14 protein-coding genes are annotated in these 18525 nt (G+C 41.9%); 10 read left to right on the forward strand and 4 right to left on the reverse strand.

All coding sequences use genetic code 11. The annotated features are described in order from the left end of the window. Positions 1-4 precede the first annotated feature (4 nt). From ISX59_RS01065 to ISX59_RS01095, 7 genes are all read left to right on the forward strand, one after another. Positions 5-400, forward strand: a complete 396-nt coding sequence (locus ISX59_RS01065) for a hypothetical protein (RefSeq protein WP_032539361.1) — start codon at positions 5-7, stop codon at positions 398-400. Beyond that, on the forward strand, positions 397-1701 hold the full coding sequence (locus ISX59_RS01070; RefSeq protein ID WP_005777093.1) for a DUF3440 domain-containing protein: 1305 nt from the start codon (positions 397-399) through the stop codon (positions 1699-1701). Before ISX59_RS01065 ends, ISX59_RS01070 begins: the two co-directional genes overlap by 4 nt. Continuing rightward, entirely contained in the window at positions 1698-2243 is a 546-nt protein-coding gene (locus ISX59_RS01075; RefSeq protein WP_005777096.1) for a ParB/RepB/Spo0J family partition protein, read from the forward strand. The genes ISX59_RS01070 and ISX59_RS01075 overlap by 4 nt, the downstream gene beginning before the upstream one ends. A gap of 338 nt (positions 2244-2581) precedes the next feature. Beyond that, positions 2582-3148, forward strand: a complete 567-nt coding sequence (locus ISX59_RS01080; protein ID WP_032539360.1) for a DUF3575 domain-containing protein — start codon at positions 2582-2584, stop codon at positions 3146-3148. 25 nt (positions 3149-3173) lie between these two features. Then, the gene (locus ISX59_RS01085) at positions 3174-4625 is read left to right on the forward strand and encodes a DUF3868 domain-containing protein (protein WP_032539359.1); all 1452 of its coding nucleotides are present in this window, start codon (positions 3174-3176) and stop codon (positions 4623-4625) included. A gap of 38 nt (positions 4626-4663) precedes the next feature. After that, positions 4664-6223, forward strand: coding sequence for an Mfa1 family fimbria major subunit (locus ISX59_RS01090; RefSeq protein WP_005805588.1), 1560 nt, complete (start codon positions 4664-4666; stop codon positions 6221-6223). Between the two features lie 33 nt (positions 6224-6256). Then, positions 6257-7237: a FimB/Mfa2 family fimbrial subunit gene (locus ISX59_RS01095; RefSeq protein WP_186992561.1), complete on the forward strand. Its 981-nt coding sequence runs from the start codon at positions 6257-6259 to the stop codon at positions 7235-7237. A 114-nt stretch (positions 7238-7351) separates the two neighbouring features. Here ISX59_RS01095 and ISX59_RS01100 read toward each other — a convergent pair whose 3' ends face one another. Both ISX59_RS01100 and ISX59_RS01105 read right to left on the reverse strand, forming a co-directional pair. Next, positions 7352-8311, reverse strand: coding sequence for a hypothetical protein (locus ISX59_RS01100; protein ID WP_032530214.1), 960 nt, complete (start codon positions 8309-8311; stop codon positions 7352-7354). Between the two features lie 248 nt (positions 8312-8559). Then, complete coding sequence (locus ISX59_RS01105; protein WP_032537476.1) at positions 8560-9519, reverse strand: hypothetical protein; 960 nt, start codon at positions 9517-9519, stop codon at positions 8560-8562. Between the two features lie 243 nt (positions 9520-9762). Here ISX59_RS01105 and ISX59_RS01110 point away from each other — a divergent pair, with 243 nt between their 5' ends. The 3 genes from ISX59_RS01110 (at position 9763) to ISX59_RS01120 (ending at position 12320) form a co-directional block, all read left to right on the forward strand. Beyond that, positions 9763-10080: a hypothetical protein gene (locus ISX59_RS01110; protein WP_005805595.1), complete on the forward strand. Its 318-nt coding sequence runs from the start codon at positions 9763-9765 to the stop codon at positions 10078-10080. Between the two features lie 139 nt (positions 10081-10219). Further along, positions 10220-11158 (forward strand): UDP-glucuronic acid decarboxylase family protein, encoded by a 939-nt coding sequence (locus tag ISX59_RS01115; protein WP_005777113.1) that lies wholly within the window; start codon positions 10220-10222, stop codon positions 11156-11158. Positions 11159-11192: 34 nt separating this feature from the next. Then, on the forward strand, positions 11193-12320 hold the full coding sequence (locus ISX59_RS01120) for a response regulator (protein ID WP_005805597.1): 1128 nt from the start codon (positions 11193-11195) through the stop codon (positions 12318-12320). A gap of 140 nt (positions 12321-12460) precedes the next feature. Here the strand turns inward: ISX59_RS01120 and ISX59_RS01125 are convergent, their stop codons facing one another. Beyond that, entirely contained in the window at positions 12461-15334 is a 2874-nt protein-coding gene (locus ISX59_RS01125) for a PD-(D/E)XK nuclease family protein (RefSeq protein ID WP_220575561.1), read from the reverse strand. Continuing rightward, a complete protein-coding gene (locus tag ISX59_RS01130; protein ID WP_220575562.1) occupies positions 15331-18504 on the reverse strand; it encodes an exodeoxyribonuclease V subunit beta in 3174 nt (1057 codons plus the stop codon). Before ISX59_RS01130 ends, ISX59_RS01125 begins: the two co-directional genes overlap by 4 nt. Between the last annotated feature and the right edge of the window lie 21 nt (positions 18505-18525).

Genomic DNA, 18525 nt, shown 5'->3' on the forward strand with positions numbered 1-18525 from the left:
TACCATGATACAAACAATACAAGTGCAAGGAACAGAAAAACGCTTATACCAACTTATAGCTCCGTTAGTGATGAATCCGGATGTTTTGAGTGCAAATAATAATTATCCTTTTAAAACGACTGAACACTATGTGTGGTTCATTGCTGTAGATAAAAAGTCTGTTGTTGGCTTCATGCCGGTGGAGCGGAGGAGAAGCGGTTGTGTTATCAATAACTATTATGTCTGTGATGATAACCGTGAAACACTCTCTTTATTAATTACCACCACCTTGGAGGCAATCGGCTCGGAAGTACGGTTGTGTGCCGTTGTCATGGTCGAGCATCAGGCAGTGTTTGAAAAACATGGGTTTATAGTAGATAAGGCATGGAAACGTTATGTAAAAATGCAAAAAGATGAATGATGATTAAAACAGCAACTACCCCTAAAAATGTATATGAGTTAGCGCAGGAACGTTTGCGTATCATTTTCAATGAGTTTGATAATGTCTATCTTTCCTTTTCGGGAGGTAAAGACAGCGGGGTGTTATTGAGTTTATGTATTGATTATATCCGTAAGAATAACCTGAAAATAAAACTCGGGGTTTTCCATATGGATTATGAGATACAATATAAAATGACAATTGATTACATTGCCCGTATGTTGGAGGAAAATAAGGATATTCTGGAAGTATATCGTGTCTGTGTACCGTTCCGGGTAGCAACCTGTACATCCATGTATCAGTCTTTCTGGCGTCCGTGGGAGGACAGCAAAAAGGAATTGTGGGTACGTCCGATGCCTGAGAATGCCATGACGAAGGAAGACTTTCCTTTTTATAATATACAGATGTGGGACTATGAGTTCCAGATGCGTTTTGCCTCTTGGCTGCATACTAAAAAGGATGCCGTGCGTACTTGTTGCCTGATTGGTATCCGTACACAAGAAAGTTTCAATCGTTGGCGTTGTATCTATCTCAATCGTAAATATCAGATGTATCATCGCTATCGATGGACCTCAAAGGTGGGAAACGACATCTTTAATGCGTACCCTATATATGACTGGAAGACAACGGATGTATGGACAGCTAACGGGAAATTTAAGTGGGATTACAATAAACTATATGATTATTATTACTGGGCAGGAGTTAATCTGGAGCGTCAGCGTGTAGCCAGTCCGTTCATAGGTGAGGCGCAAGAGAGCCTGGCACTTTATCGTGCTATTGATCCGAATACATGGGGGAAAATGATAGGCCGTGTCAATGGGGTCAATTTTACGAGTATGTATGGAGGAACTCATGCGATGGGATGGCAGTCCATCAAACTTCCGGAAGGATATACCTGGCGGGAATTTATGTATTTCCTGCTTTCCACTTTACCCGATCGAACCCGAAACGGATATCTTCGTAAGTTGCAGGTCAGCGTTCAGTTTTGGCGTACAAAAGGAGGATGTCTGAGTGACGAAACAATTCGTAGACTGAATGCGGCAAAAGTGCCTATTATCGTTATGGATAGCTCCAACTATAAAACGAACAAGAAACCGGTTCGTATGGAATATCAGGATGATGTCGATATTCCGGAATTCAGGGAAATTCCCACTTACAAGCGTATGTGTATCTGTATCTTGAAAAATGATCATGCTTGCAAGTATATGGGATTCTCTCCGACGAAAGAGGAGATGAGTAAACGAAATCAAGTAATCGAACAATATAAAAACATATTGCAATGAGTATAAAGAAAAGTCCGGTATATAATGTAATTGCGGTTCCGGTTGAAAAAGTACAGGCCAATGATTACAATCCCAATATAGTGGCTCCTCCGGAAATGAAGCTCCTTGAACTTTCTATCTGGGAGGATGGGTTCACTATGCCTTGCGTTTGTTATTATGATAAGGAGAAGGATATTTATATCCTTGTCGATGGTTTCCATCGTTATTCTGTGCTGAAGACCTCCAAACGTATCTTTCAGAGAGAAAATGGGATGTTGCCTGTAGTGGTGATCGACAAAGATCTTTCCAATCGTATGAGTTCCACTATCCGCCATAATCGTGCCCGGGGTACACACAATATAGAATTGATGTGTCACATTGTTGCCGAACTGGATAAAGCAGGCATGTCCGACCAATGGATAATGAAGAATATTGGTATGGATCGGGATGAGTTGTTGCGCTTAAAGCAAATATCGGGTCTGGCTGATCTGTTTGCCAACCGCGACTTTAGTATTCCTGAAGAGGACCAGCCAGGAAATGTCGATAAGAAGCCTGCCCGTTAAATTAGTCTTTCAGGCATAGATTTTACAAGTATATATCCCATCGTTGGCGGGCATATTCTGTGTAGAATCTATGCCTGTTTTTTTGCCCCTTCTTTTTGCCCGGATCGCAACATACTGCTGTTTTATTTGCGGAAAGCGAAACTACGCAGAACTTTCCCCTCCCTTTTTTACATTTAGCAACTTCATTTCATTAAAGCCTCATTATTAGAATTTTTATTATTCTTTTTTCTTCTATAAGAGAAATGAATACAATTCCCGGAATGATACAATTCCGCGATATTTGTCATGTTCATTTTGAGCAAGTTTTTTAGTCAGTATATATAATAGAAGAAACGAGTATGAAAAAGCTAATTCTGTTTGGAGCCGCAATATCGATTTCAGTAGCCATAAGTGCACAGCATGTCGCTCTGAAAAACAACCTTCTGTATGATGCTACCACTACACCGAATCTGGCATTGGAGATAGGGCTGGGCAAGAAAACCACACTCGACCTGTATGGCGGTTACAATCCGTTTACGTTGGGGGGGAACAAGCGTTTCAAGCATTGGCTGGTACAGCCGGAATTTCGTTACTGGACCTGCGAACGTTTCAATGGAACCTTTTGGGGATTACACCTGCATGGGGGTGAATTTAGCGTGGCCGGTATCCATTTGCCTTTTAAGATGTTTCCTTCACTCAAAGATCATCGTTATGAAGGGTATTTCTATGGAGGAGGCGTCAGTGTGGGACATCAGTGGGTGCTGAGTAAGCGTTGGAACCTGGAAGCCTCGGTCGGAGTGGGATATGCTCATTGGGTATACGATAAATATCGTTGTGTGAACTGTAGCCCTAAAATAAAGAGTGGACATAAAAATTATGTAGGTCCTACTAAAGCAGCTGTCTCTTTAGTCTATTTTATTCGCTAAGTTGAATTTTTTAAAAATGAAAGATATGAAAAGGTTTTATTTTCTGATATTGGGTTTTGTTCTTTATAGCATGGGCATTCAAGCGCAAAATACTTATCAAGGTCATATCGTTTTTGGACAGCATCATGTAGTCCGGAAGGGAGGGGAGTTGAATCTGGATGTATCCCTTGATTTGGAAACCGTGAAGTTGGGTAGTCAGCAAATGGTTGTACTTACACCGATTCTGCAATCTGCCGGAGGCGGGGAACAGAAACAGTTTGCTCCTGTAGTGATTGCCGGACCCAAGCGATATCGGGCCCTGAAACGAGCTTTGGCTTTTGGCTCTGCTGATTTTGATACGCTTCCTATGCTTGTCGAAAAACGGAAAAACGGAATGCCCCAGATGGTGGATATCCATCTCAGGTTACCATATGATGAATGGATGCGGCAGTCAAGATTTGTTTTCCATGAAAAAGTGACCGGTTGTGCCGATTGTGCTGTCGGGCGGGATGAGCATATTGTCATGACATCGGTATTTGACGAGGTGTTTACGCCCCGGTATGAATTGAGCTATGTAACTCCACCGGTGGAACCGTTGAAGCAACGTAGCGAGACGCATACGGCCCGTCTGAATTTCGAAGTAGATAAACACGTTTTGTTACGCAATTATAAGAATAATGCCAATGTACTTGCTGAAGTAGATCGGATTGTCCATGAGATACATAATGACTCCAACCTGACTGTAACGGAATTTAAGGTTACAGGCTATGCATCACCTGAGGGCAATTACAATCGTAACATGAAGTTGTCGGAAAATCGGGCATTGGCGTTGGTCGGTTATTTGCGGAATCGTGGGGGAGTTGACAGGTCTTTGTTAACCGTTGATTGGAAGGGAGAAGACTGGACAGGTCTGCGTAATGAAGTCGCAGCTTCTCGCCTGAATGATAAAGAGGTTATACTCGCTCTTATCGATGGGGAGACTGATATTACCCAGCGAAAGAATCGGTTGCAGGCTTTGAATGGGGGCGTTACCTACCGAATGCTATTGCAAGACTATTATCCGCCTTTGCGTCGTAACGAATATACCATTGCCTATGTGGCACGTGCTTTCAATGTAGATGAAGCAAAAGAACTGATTAAAACAAAACCCCGGTATCTCAGTCTGAATGAGATGTTTCTTGTAGCCGATACCTATCCCAAGGATAGCAAGGAGTTTAAAGAAGTGTTCGACATAGCTGCTCGTATTTATCCCGATGATCCGATAGCACAGCTTAATACGGCGGCACTCGAATTGGAGAAGGGTGCTGTAGATGCTGCTATTATTCGTCTCCAAAAGCTGGATATGCCCGAAGCGTGGAATAATTTAGGAGTGGCCTACCTGATGAAACAGGAATATGGGAAAGGAGGAGAATATCTGGAGAAAGCAATAAATGCCGGTATACAAACGGCAGTATACAATATGGGGCAGTTAGCGGCTTGGCTAAAAACCCAGGAGTGACCAATAAATGTATTTATTAATTAAACAATTGTAGAACTATGAAAGTAGAATGGAAAAAACTAATGTTCGGCCTCGCAATCGGAGCCGGAATGATGATGATGGTATCTTGTAGCGATGAAGAGAATTTTGACCCTGGCGGCAGTCCCGGTAAAGAAGTGCCGGAACCAACGGAGAAAGCGTTTCTCTCCATGCGCTTATCTACCGGTTCGTTGGCCGGTACCCGGGTGGCAGTCGACCCGACAACCTCGGGACGTACAGAAGAACAGGTGGTAAATCATGTACGCATGGTGCTGTATGAAACCAAGAATAATACGGTGCGATACTCTTGGGACCTGAATGTATCTACTGATGGAGTGAATGAATTTACCGGAGGAGATGTAGTCAGAGGAGAAGACGTGCCTTCGGCTACTCCTACAGTGAGCCGTTTTGTGACGGTGGGGCGTGAAGTGGTGAAGCAGGACTATGAATTGCTTATTCTGATCAATCCTCCCGGCGAATTACTGGAAATAACCGAACAAGGAAATCCCAGAAGTTATTTATCACGTGCTGCCAACATGACAAAAGAGTCGTTGATACAGCCTTATGGTATTGCCGCAGACAATAACTTTTATATGACCAATCATCAGGATCTTATTTTTGTTCCTGAAGTAGAGCTGAAGGATAATCAGCGGATGGCTGAGGAAAATCCGGTGAGGGTAGAAGTAGAGCGTGCAGTAGCAAAAGTGGTTGTTAGTGGGGTGCCTGAAGTAGTGCCGCACGGAGACCGGATTGATAATTTGAAATGGGGGCTGGATGTAACCAACCAGTATACTTATTGGATGCGTAAAATGACTTTTATCGCTAATTCGGGTGGTGTGCCGGGCGAAATGGAACAGCTCAATAGCGGATACAGGGAAGAACGATATGCCGAGGACCCGAACTTTACCGGATTCAGTGCATGGAATGGTGGAAATCCTGCCGGGCAATTTGAATACCTGTCCGGAACTCCGGAGTTGACGAAGGATTTTGATGATTATGATTATACTCTGGAAAATACAATGGAAGCTGTTGAACAGCGCCATGACGTTACTACCCGCGTAGTGATCAGTGGTACTTATACACCGAATGGCTTTGGATCGGTGGCAACTCGTAACAGTGGTGGCATCAGCTTCTACTATTTCAAAGGTAATGCTATCAGAGTAGAAGCCATGAGAGACATGGTGAATGACAGGAACCTGATTCCTCAGGAATTGCGTGACGCCGGATTGGAACAGGCTATCAACGATGTACTGGCATGGAATCCGAATGCGTTTAACTCGCCTACGGCTTCATTTTCGGTGGGTGGCCTTAATTTCTACTATGAAGGAGTGTGCTATTATACTGTCCTGATTCGCCATTTCTCCAATAATATGGTACCCGTACTGATGGGATATGGACGTTATGGCGTAGTGCGTAATAACGTTTACCAACTTAGCATCAATAAGATTATTGGTCCGGGACAGCCGGTGATCAATCCTCCGGGAACAGATCCGGATGATGAAGATACCTCTTGGATCTCGGCAGATGTCAACATTATGCGGTGGTATATCCGTAATCAGAATGTAGAGGAACTTTTATAAATTCTTTCTTATTTAAACTAAACTGAAGTAGCTATGAACAGATTTATCGGATACATACAGGTTGCATGTTGCTGCCTTCTGCTATGTGCTTCCTGCGTCAGAGACGGGATGGATGAAGATTGCAATTCTTATGTCCGCTTTGTATACGACTACAACCTGGAATACATAGACCTGTTTCATAAGCAGGCAACCAAGATGAACTTGTATGTATTCGATGAAAAAGGCGTATTTGTGACAGAACTTGAAGAAAAATCCGGTGCTTTTGCACCGGATTATCTGATGACTTTACCTCAATCCATGGCAGGCAAGAAGTATATTTTTGTTGCTTGGTCCGGATTGTACGGCGAGTCGTATGATAAGGTTGCACTCACTCCCGGAGTATCTACACTGGCGGATCTGGAGGTCAGCGTCAATAACTTGAAAACCCGGAGTGGTGGGGGAGTGGTCGACAGGGAACTCCATCTGCTATGGCATGGCAAGCAGGCAGAAGTGTCTCCGCAATATAATAATGATGTCACTACTGTCTCGTTGCTGAAAAATACGAAAAAATTTCGCATTATCATGCAAATGCTTGATGATAGCAACATTGATGTGGATGATTATGATTTTCGGATCGTTTCACCCAATGGAAGGTACGATCATGAAAACGGGCTTTTGGGAGATGAAACGGACGAGAAAGTAGAATATACTACTTACCATACCGAAAACAATTCTGAAACCGGAGCTATAGCCGAACTGAACACATTGCGACTGATGACTGACAAAGAAAACAGATTGGTTATTACACATAAGCCATCGGGCAATGTGATTCTTGACATCTCTCTGAATAAGTATCTCAACGCGTTGAGGCTTCAGCAATATTCTGATTTACCTCTGCAGGAATATCTGGATCGTGCTGATAAGCATGGTATCATTTTGTTCTTTAAGGGCATGGATAGCAATGGAAACTATATTAGTGTGGACGTGCAGATCAACGGTTGGTTGATTCGGAAACAAGAGGTCGATGGAGTTTAGGTGGGAGGGTATAGCCATCTGGGGCGGATGGCTACACCCAAACGTCGGGATGGCTACACCCTATATACTAAAGGGCGTAGCCATCTTTTTTATGCATATCTTCGTCGGGTAAGCTTATAATGTGTCGATAAAACTTTTTTGCTGTTCAAGAAAGCTGATTCTTTGTGCCTCTCCGCTCTCTGAGATCAGTGTAGAGTGTCTTTTTAACGATTGTATCCAATCTTTTTGTATCCCGCAAATTCGTGGGCTCTGAGAATCCATCGAATTAATGGAATATACCCGGAGGAGACTGATCTGGAAATCTTTCTTTTCTATATAGCTATAGGTTGCCTCAAAGTCGATATTCGATAAGTAAATGGCCACTTTGTTTCCGTTACCGAATTCTCCTTTTGCGGATATTTGTTCCAATTCATGCAGCAACAGTACCAGTTCGTTTTTTAAATGCATCAGGTCTGTTTCCGAGATCAGATTTAATCCGGCAAAGTATTTCATTTCTTTCACGAACGAGTAGAATACGTTACTATCCCATATGAAACAAGTCTTTCTGCACGCCTTAACTGCTTCACTCAATAACTTGTGGGCATTTACCGCTTTGACGGGTATTTGCATACCCGACAAGTTGTTAGGAGTACGTATTTTCCCGTTCTGATAAATCCATCTGCATAAACGGAACTTCGATAGGTATTCATACGAAGAATAAAGAGTAAAAGGGATCACATTGGAAGCCGTATATATCTTCGTACTACTGTCGTCCTTTACATAATTGAAGATGCGAAGATAACGCTCTATAATTTCATAATAACTCTCCAGGGGATCGGGTGAATGCAGCAAGTTCAGGTCGAAAGTCACCCGGTTTGACTGGTGGTTCCCAATAATCTGGTCGATTGATATCCCCAGTTTACATGAAACCAGTGCAACCTCGTCGAAAGTGAAGGCTACTTCTCCCCGTAATCTTCGGTATACAGCTTCTTTTCCCATGCATAGCGCATCTGTCAGATAGTTAGCCAGATTTATTCCCCGGGGAATCCGTTCTTTCATTGCTGCAATAAGCTCGTTAACGATATAATTTTTCATAACTGCCATTTGGGTTATTGATTAATAATATTGTAATAATTGTAATAGCTTGTGGCATATACAAATATAGAGTAAGTAACCCGAACTTTTGTGTGGCATATCATGTGTGGAAAAAAGAGGGTATTTCTGATTGGGAAATAATTGTCGGAAAGACAGGTTGGGAATGAAAAAAAACAGATGGCAATGCCACCTGTTTTCGATAATTGTCACTATTCTCCCCAATTGTTTCGTTTTTCGTTTTAAGAAAGTTACAGGGTGTTTATTATTTCACGCTGTTCTTTAAAGAAGCGTATACGTTGCATCTCTCCGCTTTCGGATATTTGTGTTGAGAATTTCTTGAGTGACTGCACCCATTCTTTCAAACTGCGGAACATGCCGTCATCCTGGGTAGTAATGGCATTAATAGAATATATACGTATCATGCTGATGTGACTGTTGCTGGTTGCCACATAACTGTAAGTGGCGTCGAACTTAATATTCGAAATATAGATGCGTACATCATTGCCGGTTTCGTATTTACCTTTCCCGGCGAGTTCCTCCAATTCTTCCGTCAGAAGTAGTAAATCATCTTTTATCATTTCTTTATCTTCTTCAGATATCAGATGGATTTCCGAGAAGAACTGTATGTCTCTCACAACATGTTCAAAAACGGTATTATCCCAGATGTAATCTGTAGTTCTCATCTGCTGTGTCATGTTGACGAAGTCTTTTTGGGCATCATATATTTTGTGTGGAATCTCCAGTTCGTCAAAGTGTTTACATCTGATATTTTCGTTCTGATACATCCACTTAAACAAACGGAATTTCGAAAGAATATCATGCTTGAGATATAGTGCCTGAGGCAAAATATTCGATGACGTTGCCATTTCTGTTGTAGGGTCTTCACGGATACTGTCGAATGCATTGACATATCTTGTGAGGATGTCATGGTAAGTCTCGAATGTGTTACTATGGTGTACTACATTAAGATCGAATACTGCGTTATTGCTGAAACTCACACCAATCATTTTGTCGAGCGATATTCCTAATTTTCTTGAAATGACAGCAGCTTCTGCCAGTGTAAATGGTACTTCTCCACGCAGGCGGCGATAAATAGCTTCTTTACCTATATATAAGATATCCATCAATGTATTTGCCAGATTGGCTCCGGCCGGAACTTTTTCTTTTGCGGCTTCTATTAAGCCTGTATTTAATTCGTTTATTATCATAGCCTTTGTTTCTTTGTTTAACATATTTGCACCCTGGCTTGTTTCGGTATTCGCAACTATTTTTTCATTTGCAGCCTCTATTTGCATAATAAGTGAGTTGATACCGCTTAATGTAGATAGAGAGAAAGCATTTCTGAAACAGAAACATTCTATCGGTCACGAATATCTTCTGATCCTGATGTAGCTTTGTATACACCGAGTCGGAAGTTCCGTTTTTATGTTAAACCCCTAAAAATGATTATTATGGATTTAGAAAAAGTATTATTTAGAGAAATAGACAATAAAAGCCGTATTTTTTTGTATAAGGAAGGAGATTGTTGGAGTGCACACGATAATTCGGCGCGTCATCTTTGTTTTTTGTATTCGCAGTTCAATGCTTTTGATCGTATTTATCATGCATATGAGATTGTACTGAAGTGTGTTATGCTGAGTAATGCCATGATTGAGAAGTTTGTTGAACACACATTGGTACAGACGGGTCGAGCAGATGAAATGGAAATCAGCATTCCGGAAGAAAAAAAAGCGGAATTTGAAAGCTGGCGCAGCACGTTCGGAGTATAAATGAATTTTTAGAATTGGCGGCTTTTTATTAAAAATATGTGTTCGGAAAACTTGCATATTTTAATCAAATCGTTTACATTTGTGCAGATCTAAATGATAGAGGGCGCACGTTTGCCCTCTGTCATTATAAAATAATTACATGAAAAGAATCTTAGTTAGCGGAGGTGCCGGGTTTATTGGCTCACATCTCTGTACTCGGCTAATCAACGAGGGACACGACGTCATTTGTCTGGATAATTTTTTTACCGGATCAAAAGAAAATATTATCCATTTAATGGATAATCACCATTTTGAAGTGGTACGTCATGATATAACATTCCCATATAGTGCTGAAGTAGACGAAATATACAATCTTGCCTGTCCGGCTTCTCCCATACATTATCAGTACGACGCTATTCAGACCATTAAAACATCGGTGATGGGAGCTATCAATATGTTAGGATTAGCCAGAAGGCTTAATGCTAAAATTCTGCAGGCTTCGACCAGTGAAGTTTATGGTGATCCGGAGGTACATCCGCAACCGGAATCTTATTGGGGAAATGTCAATCCGATAGGTATCCGTTCTTGTTATGATGAAGGGAAACGCTGCTCTGAGACCCTTTTTATGGATTATCACCGCCAGAATAACGTACGTATTAAAATTGTTCGTATTTTCAATACATACGGTCCACGGATGCTGCCCCATGATGGGAGAGTGGTTTCTAATTTCGTCATTCAGGCGTTGAAGAACGATGATATAACTATCTATGGGACCGGTGAGCAAACCCGTAGCTTTCAGTATATAGATGACTTGGTCGAAGGTATGATTCGGATGATGAATACGGATGATGATTTTACGGGACCTATAAATCTTGGTAATCCCAATGAATTTTCCATGCTTCAGTTGGCAGAGATGATTATCCGGAAAACCGGGTCGAAGTCAAAGATAACTTTCAAACCTTTGCCTCATGACGATCCTCAACAGCGTAAGCCTGATATCAGTTTGGCACAGGAAAAGCTGGGATGGCAGCCTACAATTTTGTTGGATGAAGGTCTGGATCGTATGATTGATTATTTTAAAAAGAAGTACACGTTATAATAAAATAAGAACTCAAGATTAAAGCTACATAAAGATGAATATGGAAATTAATCCCTCGGAATATAAAATTCTCATTGTAGACGATGTAATGTCAAATGTCCTTTTGCTGAAAGTATTGTTGACCAATGAGAAGTTTAACATAGTGACAGCCTGTAATGGAACCCAGGCACTGGATCAAGTGAAAAAAGAGAATCCGGATTTGATATTGTTGGATGTGATGATGCCGGACATGAGCGGTTTTGAAGTCTCTCAGAAATTAAAGGCTGATCCCGAAGCAGCTCATATTCCAATTATCTTTTTGACAGCACTGAATAGCACTGCCGATATAGTGAAAGGTTTTCAGGTAGGTGGCAATGACTTTATATCTAAACCTTTTAATAAGGAAGAGTTGATTATTCGTGTCACACACCAAATTTCTTTAGTAGCAGCCAAACGTATTATTGAAGCTAAAACGGAGGAGCTTAAAAAGACTATTATCGGGCGTGATAAGCTCTATTCGGTTATAGCTCATGATCTTCGTTCGCCTATGGGATCTATTAAGATGGTACTTAATATGCTGATCTTGAGTTTGCCCAAAGAAAAAATAGGTGAAGACATGTACGAACTGCTGACCATGGCTAATCAGACTACTGAAGATGTATTTTCTCTGTTGGACAACTTGTTGAAGTGGACAAAAAGTCAGATAGGTAAACTTAAAGTTGTATATCAGGATATTGACATGGTTGAAGTTGTGGAGGGAGTTGGAGAGATTTTCTCAATGGTGGCCGGTTTGAAGAATATTCATTTGCGTATTGAAGCACCGGAACATCAGGCTGTATATGCTGATATTGATATGATAAAAACAGTTATACGCAATTTAATAAGCAATGCTATCAAATTCAGTAATGAAGGTTCTGAGATCCTCATAAAAGTAGAAGATATGGATGGAATGTCAATCGTTAGTGTGAAGGATAGCGGATGTGGTATTGATGAAGAAAGTCAGAAGAAACTATTGCACACTGATACGCACTTCAGTACTTTCGGGACTAATAATGAAGAAGGTTCGGGACTTGGATTGCTGTTGTGTCAGGATTTCGTAGTGAAGAATGGAGGTAAGTTGTGGTTTACTTCTGTTAAGGGTGAAGGCTCAACTTTCTATTTTTCTATTCCACTGAAAAAATAAGGCTTCAGCAGTTTGGGTGGATCGTTTGAGAATCAGACTATTCAAGTAGATAAAAATGGTGCAGACTATATTTCTAAAAATAAGTCTGCACCATTTTATTTTGTCTGATTCATTCGTGTGATTATACCAGTGGGAGCTTTTTATCGTTTACACATAGCTTTAAAATCGCAATATTCGCATTTCTTTAGATCCTCAGTTTGGGTGAACTCCTCTTGGTCGTTGTATATTTCCTCAAGTAGTGCCAATAGTCGTTCGCGGAACTCTTTTTCATAAACAGAAAAATCATCGACAGGTAGTTTGGGTTTGCGTGCTTCTCCCATTTCAATTACAGGAGAGTAGCTTTCGGAAGCTGCCCGATGGATATATAATAGAGAAGGAGCCACCTTTAATGTTTGTTGGCGTGCCATGATGGCGGCATAAAGAAAGGTTTGGAAAATATAGTTGGGACGCCCTTCGGCAGGTGTGAATAGTTGCTCCACATTCGCCGGCACTTTGGGGCTTCCTCCGGTTTTGTAGTCCACAATCCGAAGTGTACCTTCTTTACTGTCCATACGGTCAATCGTACCTCCGATCTTTAATGATAACATTCCTTTGGGGCCTTCTATCTGGATATCTTCCGTTACTTTCTGTTCCATACCTATCATTCGGAAAGGAGCATATTGCAGATCGTTACGTAACAACTGGCGGAGATAGGAAGTGATAACCTTTGAGTTTATTAATTGTACTCCGTTATACTCGGGCTTTTCGTCAAGAGGAACGTGAAAAAATTCTTCTTTGAAAGCTGTATCGACATAATTTTGCAGACGGACATTATCGCGCAACAAACGTTCAATATCTTCTTTGTGTATTTCTTGCTTGTGGGCTGTCAGGTCCAGATAGGCTAATTGAGCCGAACGGTGGAAGATAGTTCCGAACAGAGCGGAATCAATCTCTGCACTGACCTCATCGGGGGCTTTGAGACGTGCCACGTAACGGAAATAAAACTTCAGTCGACAGTCGAGATATGTATTCAGTGCCGATGGAGAAAGCATTAAGGCATCGGCGTTATGTGAGAAATCGTAGGTCTGGTATAAACGATCAATGATTTCCGGTGTTTTTGTGATACGGATGTCCCGGCTGTTTTGTGGTGATTGGCCTGCTTCCAGATATTCACGGCTGATTTCATGTGGCCATTCGATCAGGAACTGTAGCATAAAGCGTGACCATTCTCCCCGGTTTAGTCCATCCGATGAAGTGTTATACATCAGGGTGATATTTTCTGCCCGCTGAATCAGGCGATAGAAATAATAGGCATAAACTGCATTCTTGTGTTCAATGGTAGTCATGCCGAAAGCCTTACGTAGGTTATATGGAATAAACGATGATTGGCCTCCCGATTTAGGTAACTGTCCTTCATTAAGCGAGAGGAGGAGCAGATTACGAAAATCAAGATTGCGTGTTTCCAAAACTCCCATTATCTGCATTCCTATGGCCGGTTCACCATGGAAGGGGATATTGGCGGCATTTAATATTTTGTTCAGCAGGCGTTTCAGAGTTTCTATACGCACTTGCAGTTCACCGTTGTCAATCAAGTTGAGTAACCTGTTTACCAGAGTGAAACTCTTAAAAAGAGATTCACGGTACAGTTGGTTGAAAATATCATCATTTTCCTGCTCATGACGGTATAGAATAGATACCTCTTTCAGTAATTCCGTTATGTAAATACAGAGCTCCCGAATGCCATTACGGGGAGTGAATAATAAATCCAGAAACCTGTCTTTCTTTAATTCGGAAGGAAAAGGATAAAAGCGGTTGGTTTTAGTGAGTTCCCGTTGCAATGGTTCGGCATTGTCCGAAAGACGACGGGTATACGGATGTTTTAATATAGTTTGTACGGCCTCATAAGTGTATCTTCCTGATTCTGTACGGTATCCGCTGGTTTGTAGTTCGAGTATGGCATTGATAAAGCTATATACCGGCGTTTGTGCCAGTGGAAATCCCATGGTGATATTAACGTTCCTTACTTCTTCCGGGATGGAATGCAAGACAGGAAGGAGTAAGGCTTCATTACATAGAACGACAGCATTTTCTTTTTCTTCACTACTCAGGTTCTCTCTGATCCATTCGGGCAGATAACGGGCCTGAGCGTTTTCGGTGGGTGAAGAGATAAAACGGACCTTCTTGGGTTTTCTCAATTCATCAAACAATTCGGCCGGAAGCTCGTTGGGGAACAGTTTGAGATTACGATTTATAAATTCTCCGGCTTCGTGGCGTTGTTTGTGTTGTGAAGGAAGTTGAGTATAAAATACATCGTAGTCCCAATAGAACAGGGCCTTTCCCGTACTCTGCAATTGCCGGAAGAAGTGGGTCTCTACTTTGTTCAGTACATTGAAGCCGACAAATACGTAACGATCGTACTTCAATGATTCAGGCTCAAGGTGTTCAATGACGTTCCGGTAGAGCATACCTTCATATGCAAGTCCTGATTCTTCCAGATTCCTTCGGTACTGACGATATATATTACCCAATTTATCCCAAAGTGAGATAAATTTCTCCTTTAACAGTGTTCGCTTTTCAATAGAGAAATTCAGGAAAAACTGTTGGATCGCTTGTTCTTGCTCTTCGTCGAGAAAGTTGTAATCGTCCATGACGTTTTTCAGGTCCTGAAGATTGGTAAATAGCTTGTCGGCATCAACCATATTTTTGTCCACGTCATCGAAGTCGCTTATCAGTAGCTCACCCCAGAAGTAGAAATCGTCAAGTGATTCTTCGCTTTTCGTTTCTTCACGGAATACCTTGTAGAGTTCACATACCAGACGAATCGGATCTCCTAACTTCAAGACTGAAAGCTGTTGGAACAGTTCGCTGATGCTCACATAAGCAGGTGACCAAAGTGGTTGATCGGATTGGTTGGCTAAATGCTCGTTAAAGAACAGGCTGGCACGTTTATTTGGGAAAACGATAGCTGTACGTGACAGATCGTTCCCTATCTTGCTATAGAGGTCCTGTGCGACCAACTGGAGAAATGTTTTCATACTTTTTCAATTATTTCTTCTTCCACATACCACAGATAGCCTGTGATGTTTTTATATCCCATTCGGGAGAGGAGTTGCATGTATCCTTTCACCTGTTTGTTGTACTTCTTATTTTCTTTACCAAACTTAAAATCCACTACGACGACTTGCCCGTCTTTCATCATCACTCGGTCAGGGCGCCTGGTTTGCAATACTCCTTTATCTTTGTAGATGATGGCGCATTCGTTAAACAATTTCCACTCGCCGGAATACCATTCCTGTACTTCAGGCAGAGAGAAGGCTTTCATGGTCAAAGTACGTATTTCCTCTTCTGTCTCTTTGCTGCCGATAACACCTTCGAATACCAGTTTTTGGATGGCAGATTCTATATCTTCTTTCGTTTCAATGGCAGAAAACAGTGTATGCAATAATTGTCCATGATTTATGAAGCGGTCATCCGATTCTTCTTCGGAAAGTCCTTTTATGAAATTGGCTGAACGGTTTGATTGCCGGAACTCAATATCCGGATGCATGGATTCCATGCTAACCGGAAGTTTCTCAGGTTTGCGTGTAAGCTTGTTGCCTGAATCGACCATTTTTTCATCTTCGGACGGGCAGAGGTCACCAAACTCATATACTTGCTCCTCGTCCCATTCTTGCTCCAACTTACAGGCTGCTTGCGGTAATGCTCCGGCCAATAACTCAGACATTGTGTTTCTTTGTCCTTTCCGACTCCAGATAATCAGGTTCTTGCCCGCACGGGTAAATGCTACATAGAGCAGGTTCAGGTTGTCTACCCAAAGTTGCAAGCGCTCGTGCAAGTAGTCATTCCGGTATACCGATTCTGCCATCGCAGAAGAATAGTTTACCGGTACAATATCTAACTCGTTGAAAGGAGACTCTTGGGGTACGCACCAAACGAGTTGATTATTTGTTTCATTTTCCATTTTCCAGTCGCAGAAGGGGAGAAGTACTGTATGAAATTCCAACCCTTTGGACTTATGGATGGAGAAGATACGTATGCCTTCTACTTCACCGCTTGGTATTGTTTTACCAGATAAAGTTTCGTTCCAGTATCGGATAAAGCTGTCCGGATCTGAAGAGTGGCTTTGAAGATAATCGGTCACTGCATCAAAGAAAGCAAATAAATAAGCATCCTGCTGCTTGATGCGGTGCAGCTCAAAGAGGTTGAAAAGTTCTTCCAGTAATTCGTAGAGAGGCATCAGGCGGAGTTCTGTCATCCTTTCCAGAAAAACAGAAGGCAATAGTTCTTCAGCCTTATGGAAGAGCAGTGAATTAAGATTGTTTTCGGTATGAAGTACTTGTAACTGATAGTTAGTTGCAAGTTGAGCTTTTACAATCCGATTTTCCGGATCGGAAAGATAGCGCAGGGCATCCAGCATCATGCAGATGGCAAGTGAAGCGTCAAGCCGGAAGGCTTCGTCAGACACAACCTTATAATGCAGTTGTTTGTCAAAGTAATCGGCAATGCGGGGGATACTTTTATTCTTTCTTACCAAAATGGCGATATCGTTCAGCTTTATACCCGATTGTATCAGATGTTCCACTTCCGTTCCGAGGCTGATAAGGGTTTGTTCGGTATAATTGTGTTTTTCATCTGATTCGAGAAACTCGACTTTAACGTATCCTTTTTGTTCGTTCCGGGGGGATTCTTGCTCCACATCAGCATATGCATTAATTAAAGGCTCACAAATGCTTCCCAATTGCTTATTGTGTATTTCGTTCAGATAATCTACAGCAGCCGTAAAGATACTGTTGTTGAACCGTATGATGTTGGTTTCACTTCGTCGGTTGGTCTTCAGTGTTTCTGTACGGATGGAAAAGTATCCAAGGCGTTTGTTCAATCCGTTCAGGATGCCCCAATCACCGTTTCGCCAGCGATATATAGATTGCTTGACGTCACCAACGATCAAGCTGTCCGCTCCTTGTGAGAGGCCTTCAAGAAGTAACAGTTTAAAGTTATCCCATTGCATCCGGCTGGTATCCTGAAATTCGTCAATCATCACATTACGGATGTTTGTTCCGATTTTCTCAAACACAAAAGAAGAGTCTCCGTCTTTTACCAGTTGATGGAGCAGAGCATTGGTGTCTGAAAGGAGAAAGCGATTGTTTTCACGATTTAGTTGACGTACCTCTTCATCAATATTAGCCAATAGTTGTACTTTGTTTAAATGTTGCATTGAGAGCCGGCAACTGTTTACAATCCGGTTATTGCGTGAGCGATGTTGCTCAGCATCTTGCAGAAGCGGCATTAAGATGGAGGAGGCTAATACGATAATGTCAGTATAATATCTGGAAGTTTTGGCAGCCCAGTTTGTTTCGTCCTCCAGACATTTTACTACGGTTGTATTCGCTATTTCGTCCCCCAATATACCATTCCTGAGCTTATTAAAGTAGCTTCCTATCCCTTTAGTACCGTTTTTTAAATCAGTTGGCTTTAGCGATTGGCTGGAAAGTACATTTTCAAACTGCTGAGCGAAATCTTTCATTTGTTCAAGAGCGGCTGTTTCCATCTCTTTTAATGTCTTGCGATACTCGCGGATTACATTCGGGTCGCGAAGACGTTGACGGAGACCGTTACCTTTTTCAATATACCCTTCATCAAAAATATTGCGTCCGAAATTTTTGATCTCATCCGAAACATTCCAGCGTTTGTCATCAGCAATGCGTTCGTTTATGTAATTAAGTAGCCATGCCAATACCGGTGAATTAGGGCCCAATTTTTCAATCATACTGTCTACGGCATCACTTAATACTTCAATATTATTCAGCTCGATATTCAGGTTGGGACTCAGCTCAAGTTCACGGGCCAGATTACGCATGACGGATTGGAAAAAGGAATCGATGGTTTCGACACGAAACCGGCTGTAATCATGGAGCATGTAGCTCAAAGCTATGCCAGCTGTTTTTCGTATTTCATCTTCCGAACAGCCTGTCTCAGCGATGATGCGTTTTAGGTACGCATCCGAGTCCGGGTCAGCTATATGTATTCCATATAGCTGACTGAGAATACGTTCCTTCATTTCGGCAGTAGCTTTATTGGTGAAAGTCACTGCCAATATCTGGCGGTAGGCACGCGGGTTTTGTATTAGCAACTTGATATACTCAGCGGCCAGGGTGAATGTTTTCCCGGAACCGGCAGAGGCTTTATAGACAATAAGTTCGCTCATTCACAGTTTATGTTGGATAAT

The organism is Bacteroides sp. FSHCM14E1 (assembly GCF_019633785.1).
In the GTDB taxonomy this organism is placed as follows: Bacteria; Bacteroidota; Bacteroidia; order Bacteroidales; family Bacteroidaceae; genus Bacteroides; species Bacteroides hominis.

Excerpts from the sequence above, each read along its gene's own strand:
- ISX59_RS01065 (WP_032539361.1), top strand. The coding sequence starts at position 5 with ATGATACAAACAATACAAGTGCAAGGAACAGAAAAACGCTTATACCAA.
- ISX59_RS01070 (WP_005777093.1), top strand. The coding sequence starts at position 397 with ATGATGATTAAAACAGCAACTACCCCTAAAAATGTATATGAGTTAGCG.
- ISX59_RS01075 (WP_005777096.1), top strand. The coding sequence starts at position 1,698 with ATGAGTATAAAGAAAAGTCCGGTATATAATGTAATTGCGGTTCCGGTT.
- ISX59_RS01080 (WP_032539360.1), top strand. The coding sequence starts at position 2,582 with ATGAAAAAGCTAATTCTGTTTGGAGCCGCAATATCGATTTCAGTAGCC.
- ISX59_RS01085 (WP_032539359.1), top strand. The coding sequence starts at position 3,174 with ATGAAAAGGTTTTATTTTCTGATATTGGGTTTTGTTCTTTATAGCATG.
- ISX59_RS01090 (WP_005805588.1), top strand. The coding sequence starts at position 4,664 with ATGAAAGTAGAATGGAAAAAACTAATGTTCGGCCTCGCAATCGGAGCC.
- ISX59_RS01095 (WP_186992561.1), top strand. The coding sequence starts at position 6,257 with ATGAACAGATTTATCGGATACATACAGGTTGCATGTTGCTGCCTTCTG.
- ISX59_RS01100 (WP_032530214.1), bottom strand. The coding sequence starts at position 8,311 with ATGAAAAATTATATCGTTAACGAGCTTATTGCAGCAATGAAAGAACGG.
- ISX59_RS01105 (WP_032537476.1), bottom strand. The coding sequence starts at position 9,519 with ATGATAATAAACGAATTAAATACAGGCTTAATAGAAGCCGCAAAAGAA.
- ISX59_RS01110 (WP_005805595.1), top strand. The coding sequence starts at position 9,763 with ATGGATTTAGAAAAAGTATTATTTAGAGAAATAGACAATAAAAGCCGT.
- ISX59_RS01115 (WP_005777113.1), top strand. The coding sequence starts at position 10,220 with ATGAAAAGAATCTTAGTTAGCGGAGGTGCCGGGTTTATTGGCTCACAT.
- ISX59_RS01120 (WP_005805597.1), top strand. The coding sequence starts at position 11,193 with ATGAATATGGAAATTAATCCCTCGGAATATAAAATTCTCATTGTAGAC.
- ISX59_RS01125 (WP_220575561.1), bottom strand. The coding sequence starts at position 15,334 with ATGAAAACATTTCTCCAGTTGGTCGCACAGGACCTCTATAGCAAGATA.
- ISX59_RS01130 (WP_220575562.1), bottom strand. The coding sequence starts at position 18,504 with ATGAGCGAACTTATTGTCTATAAAGCCTCTGCCGGTTCCGGGAAAACA.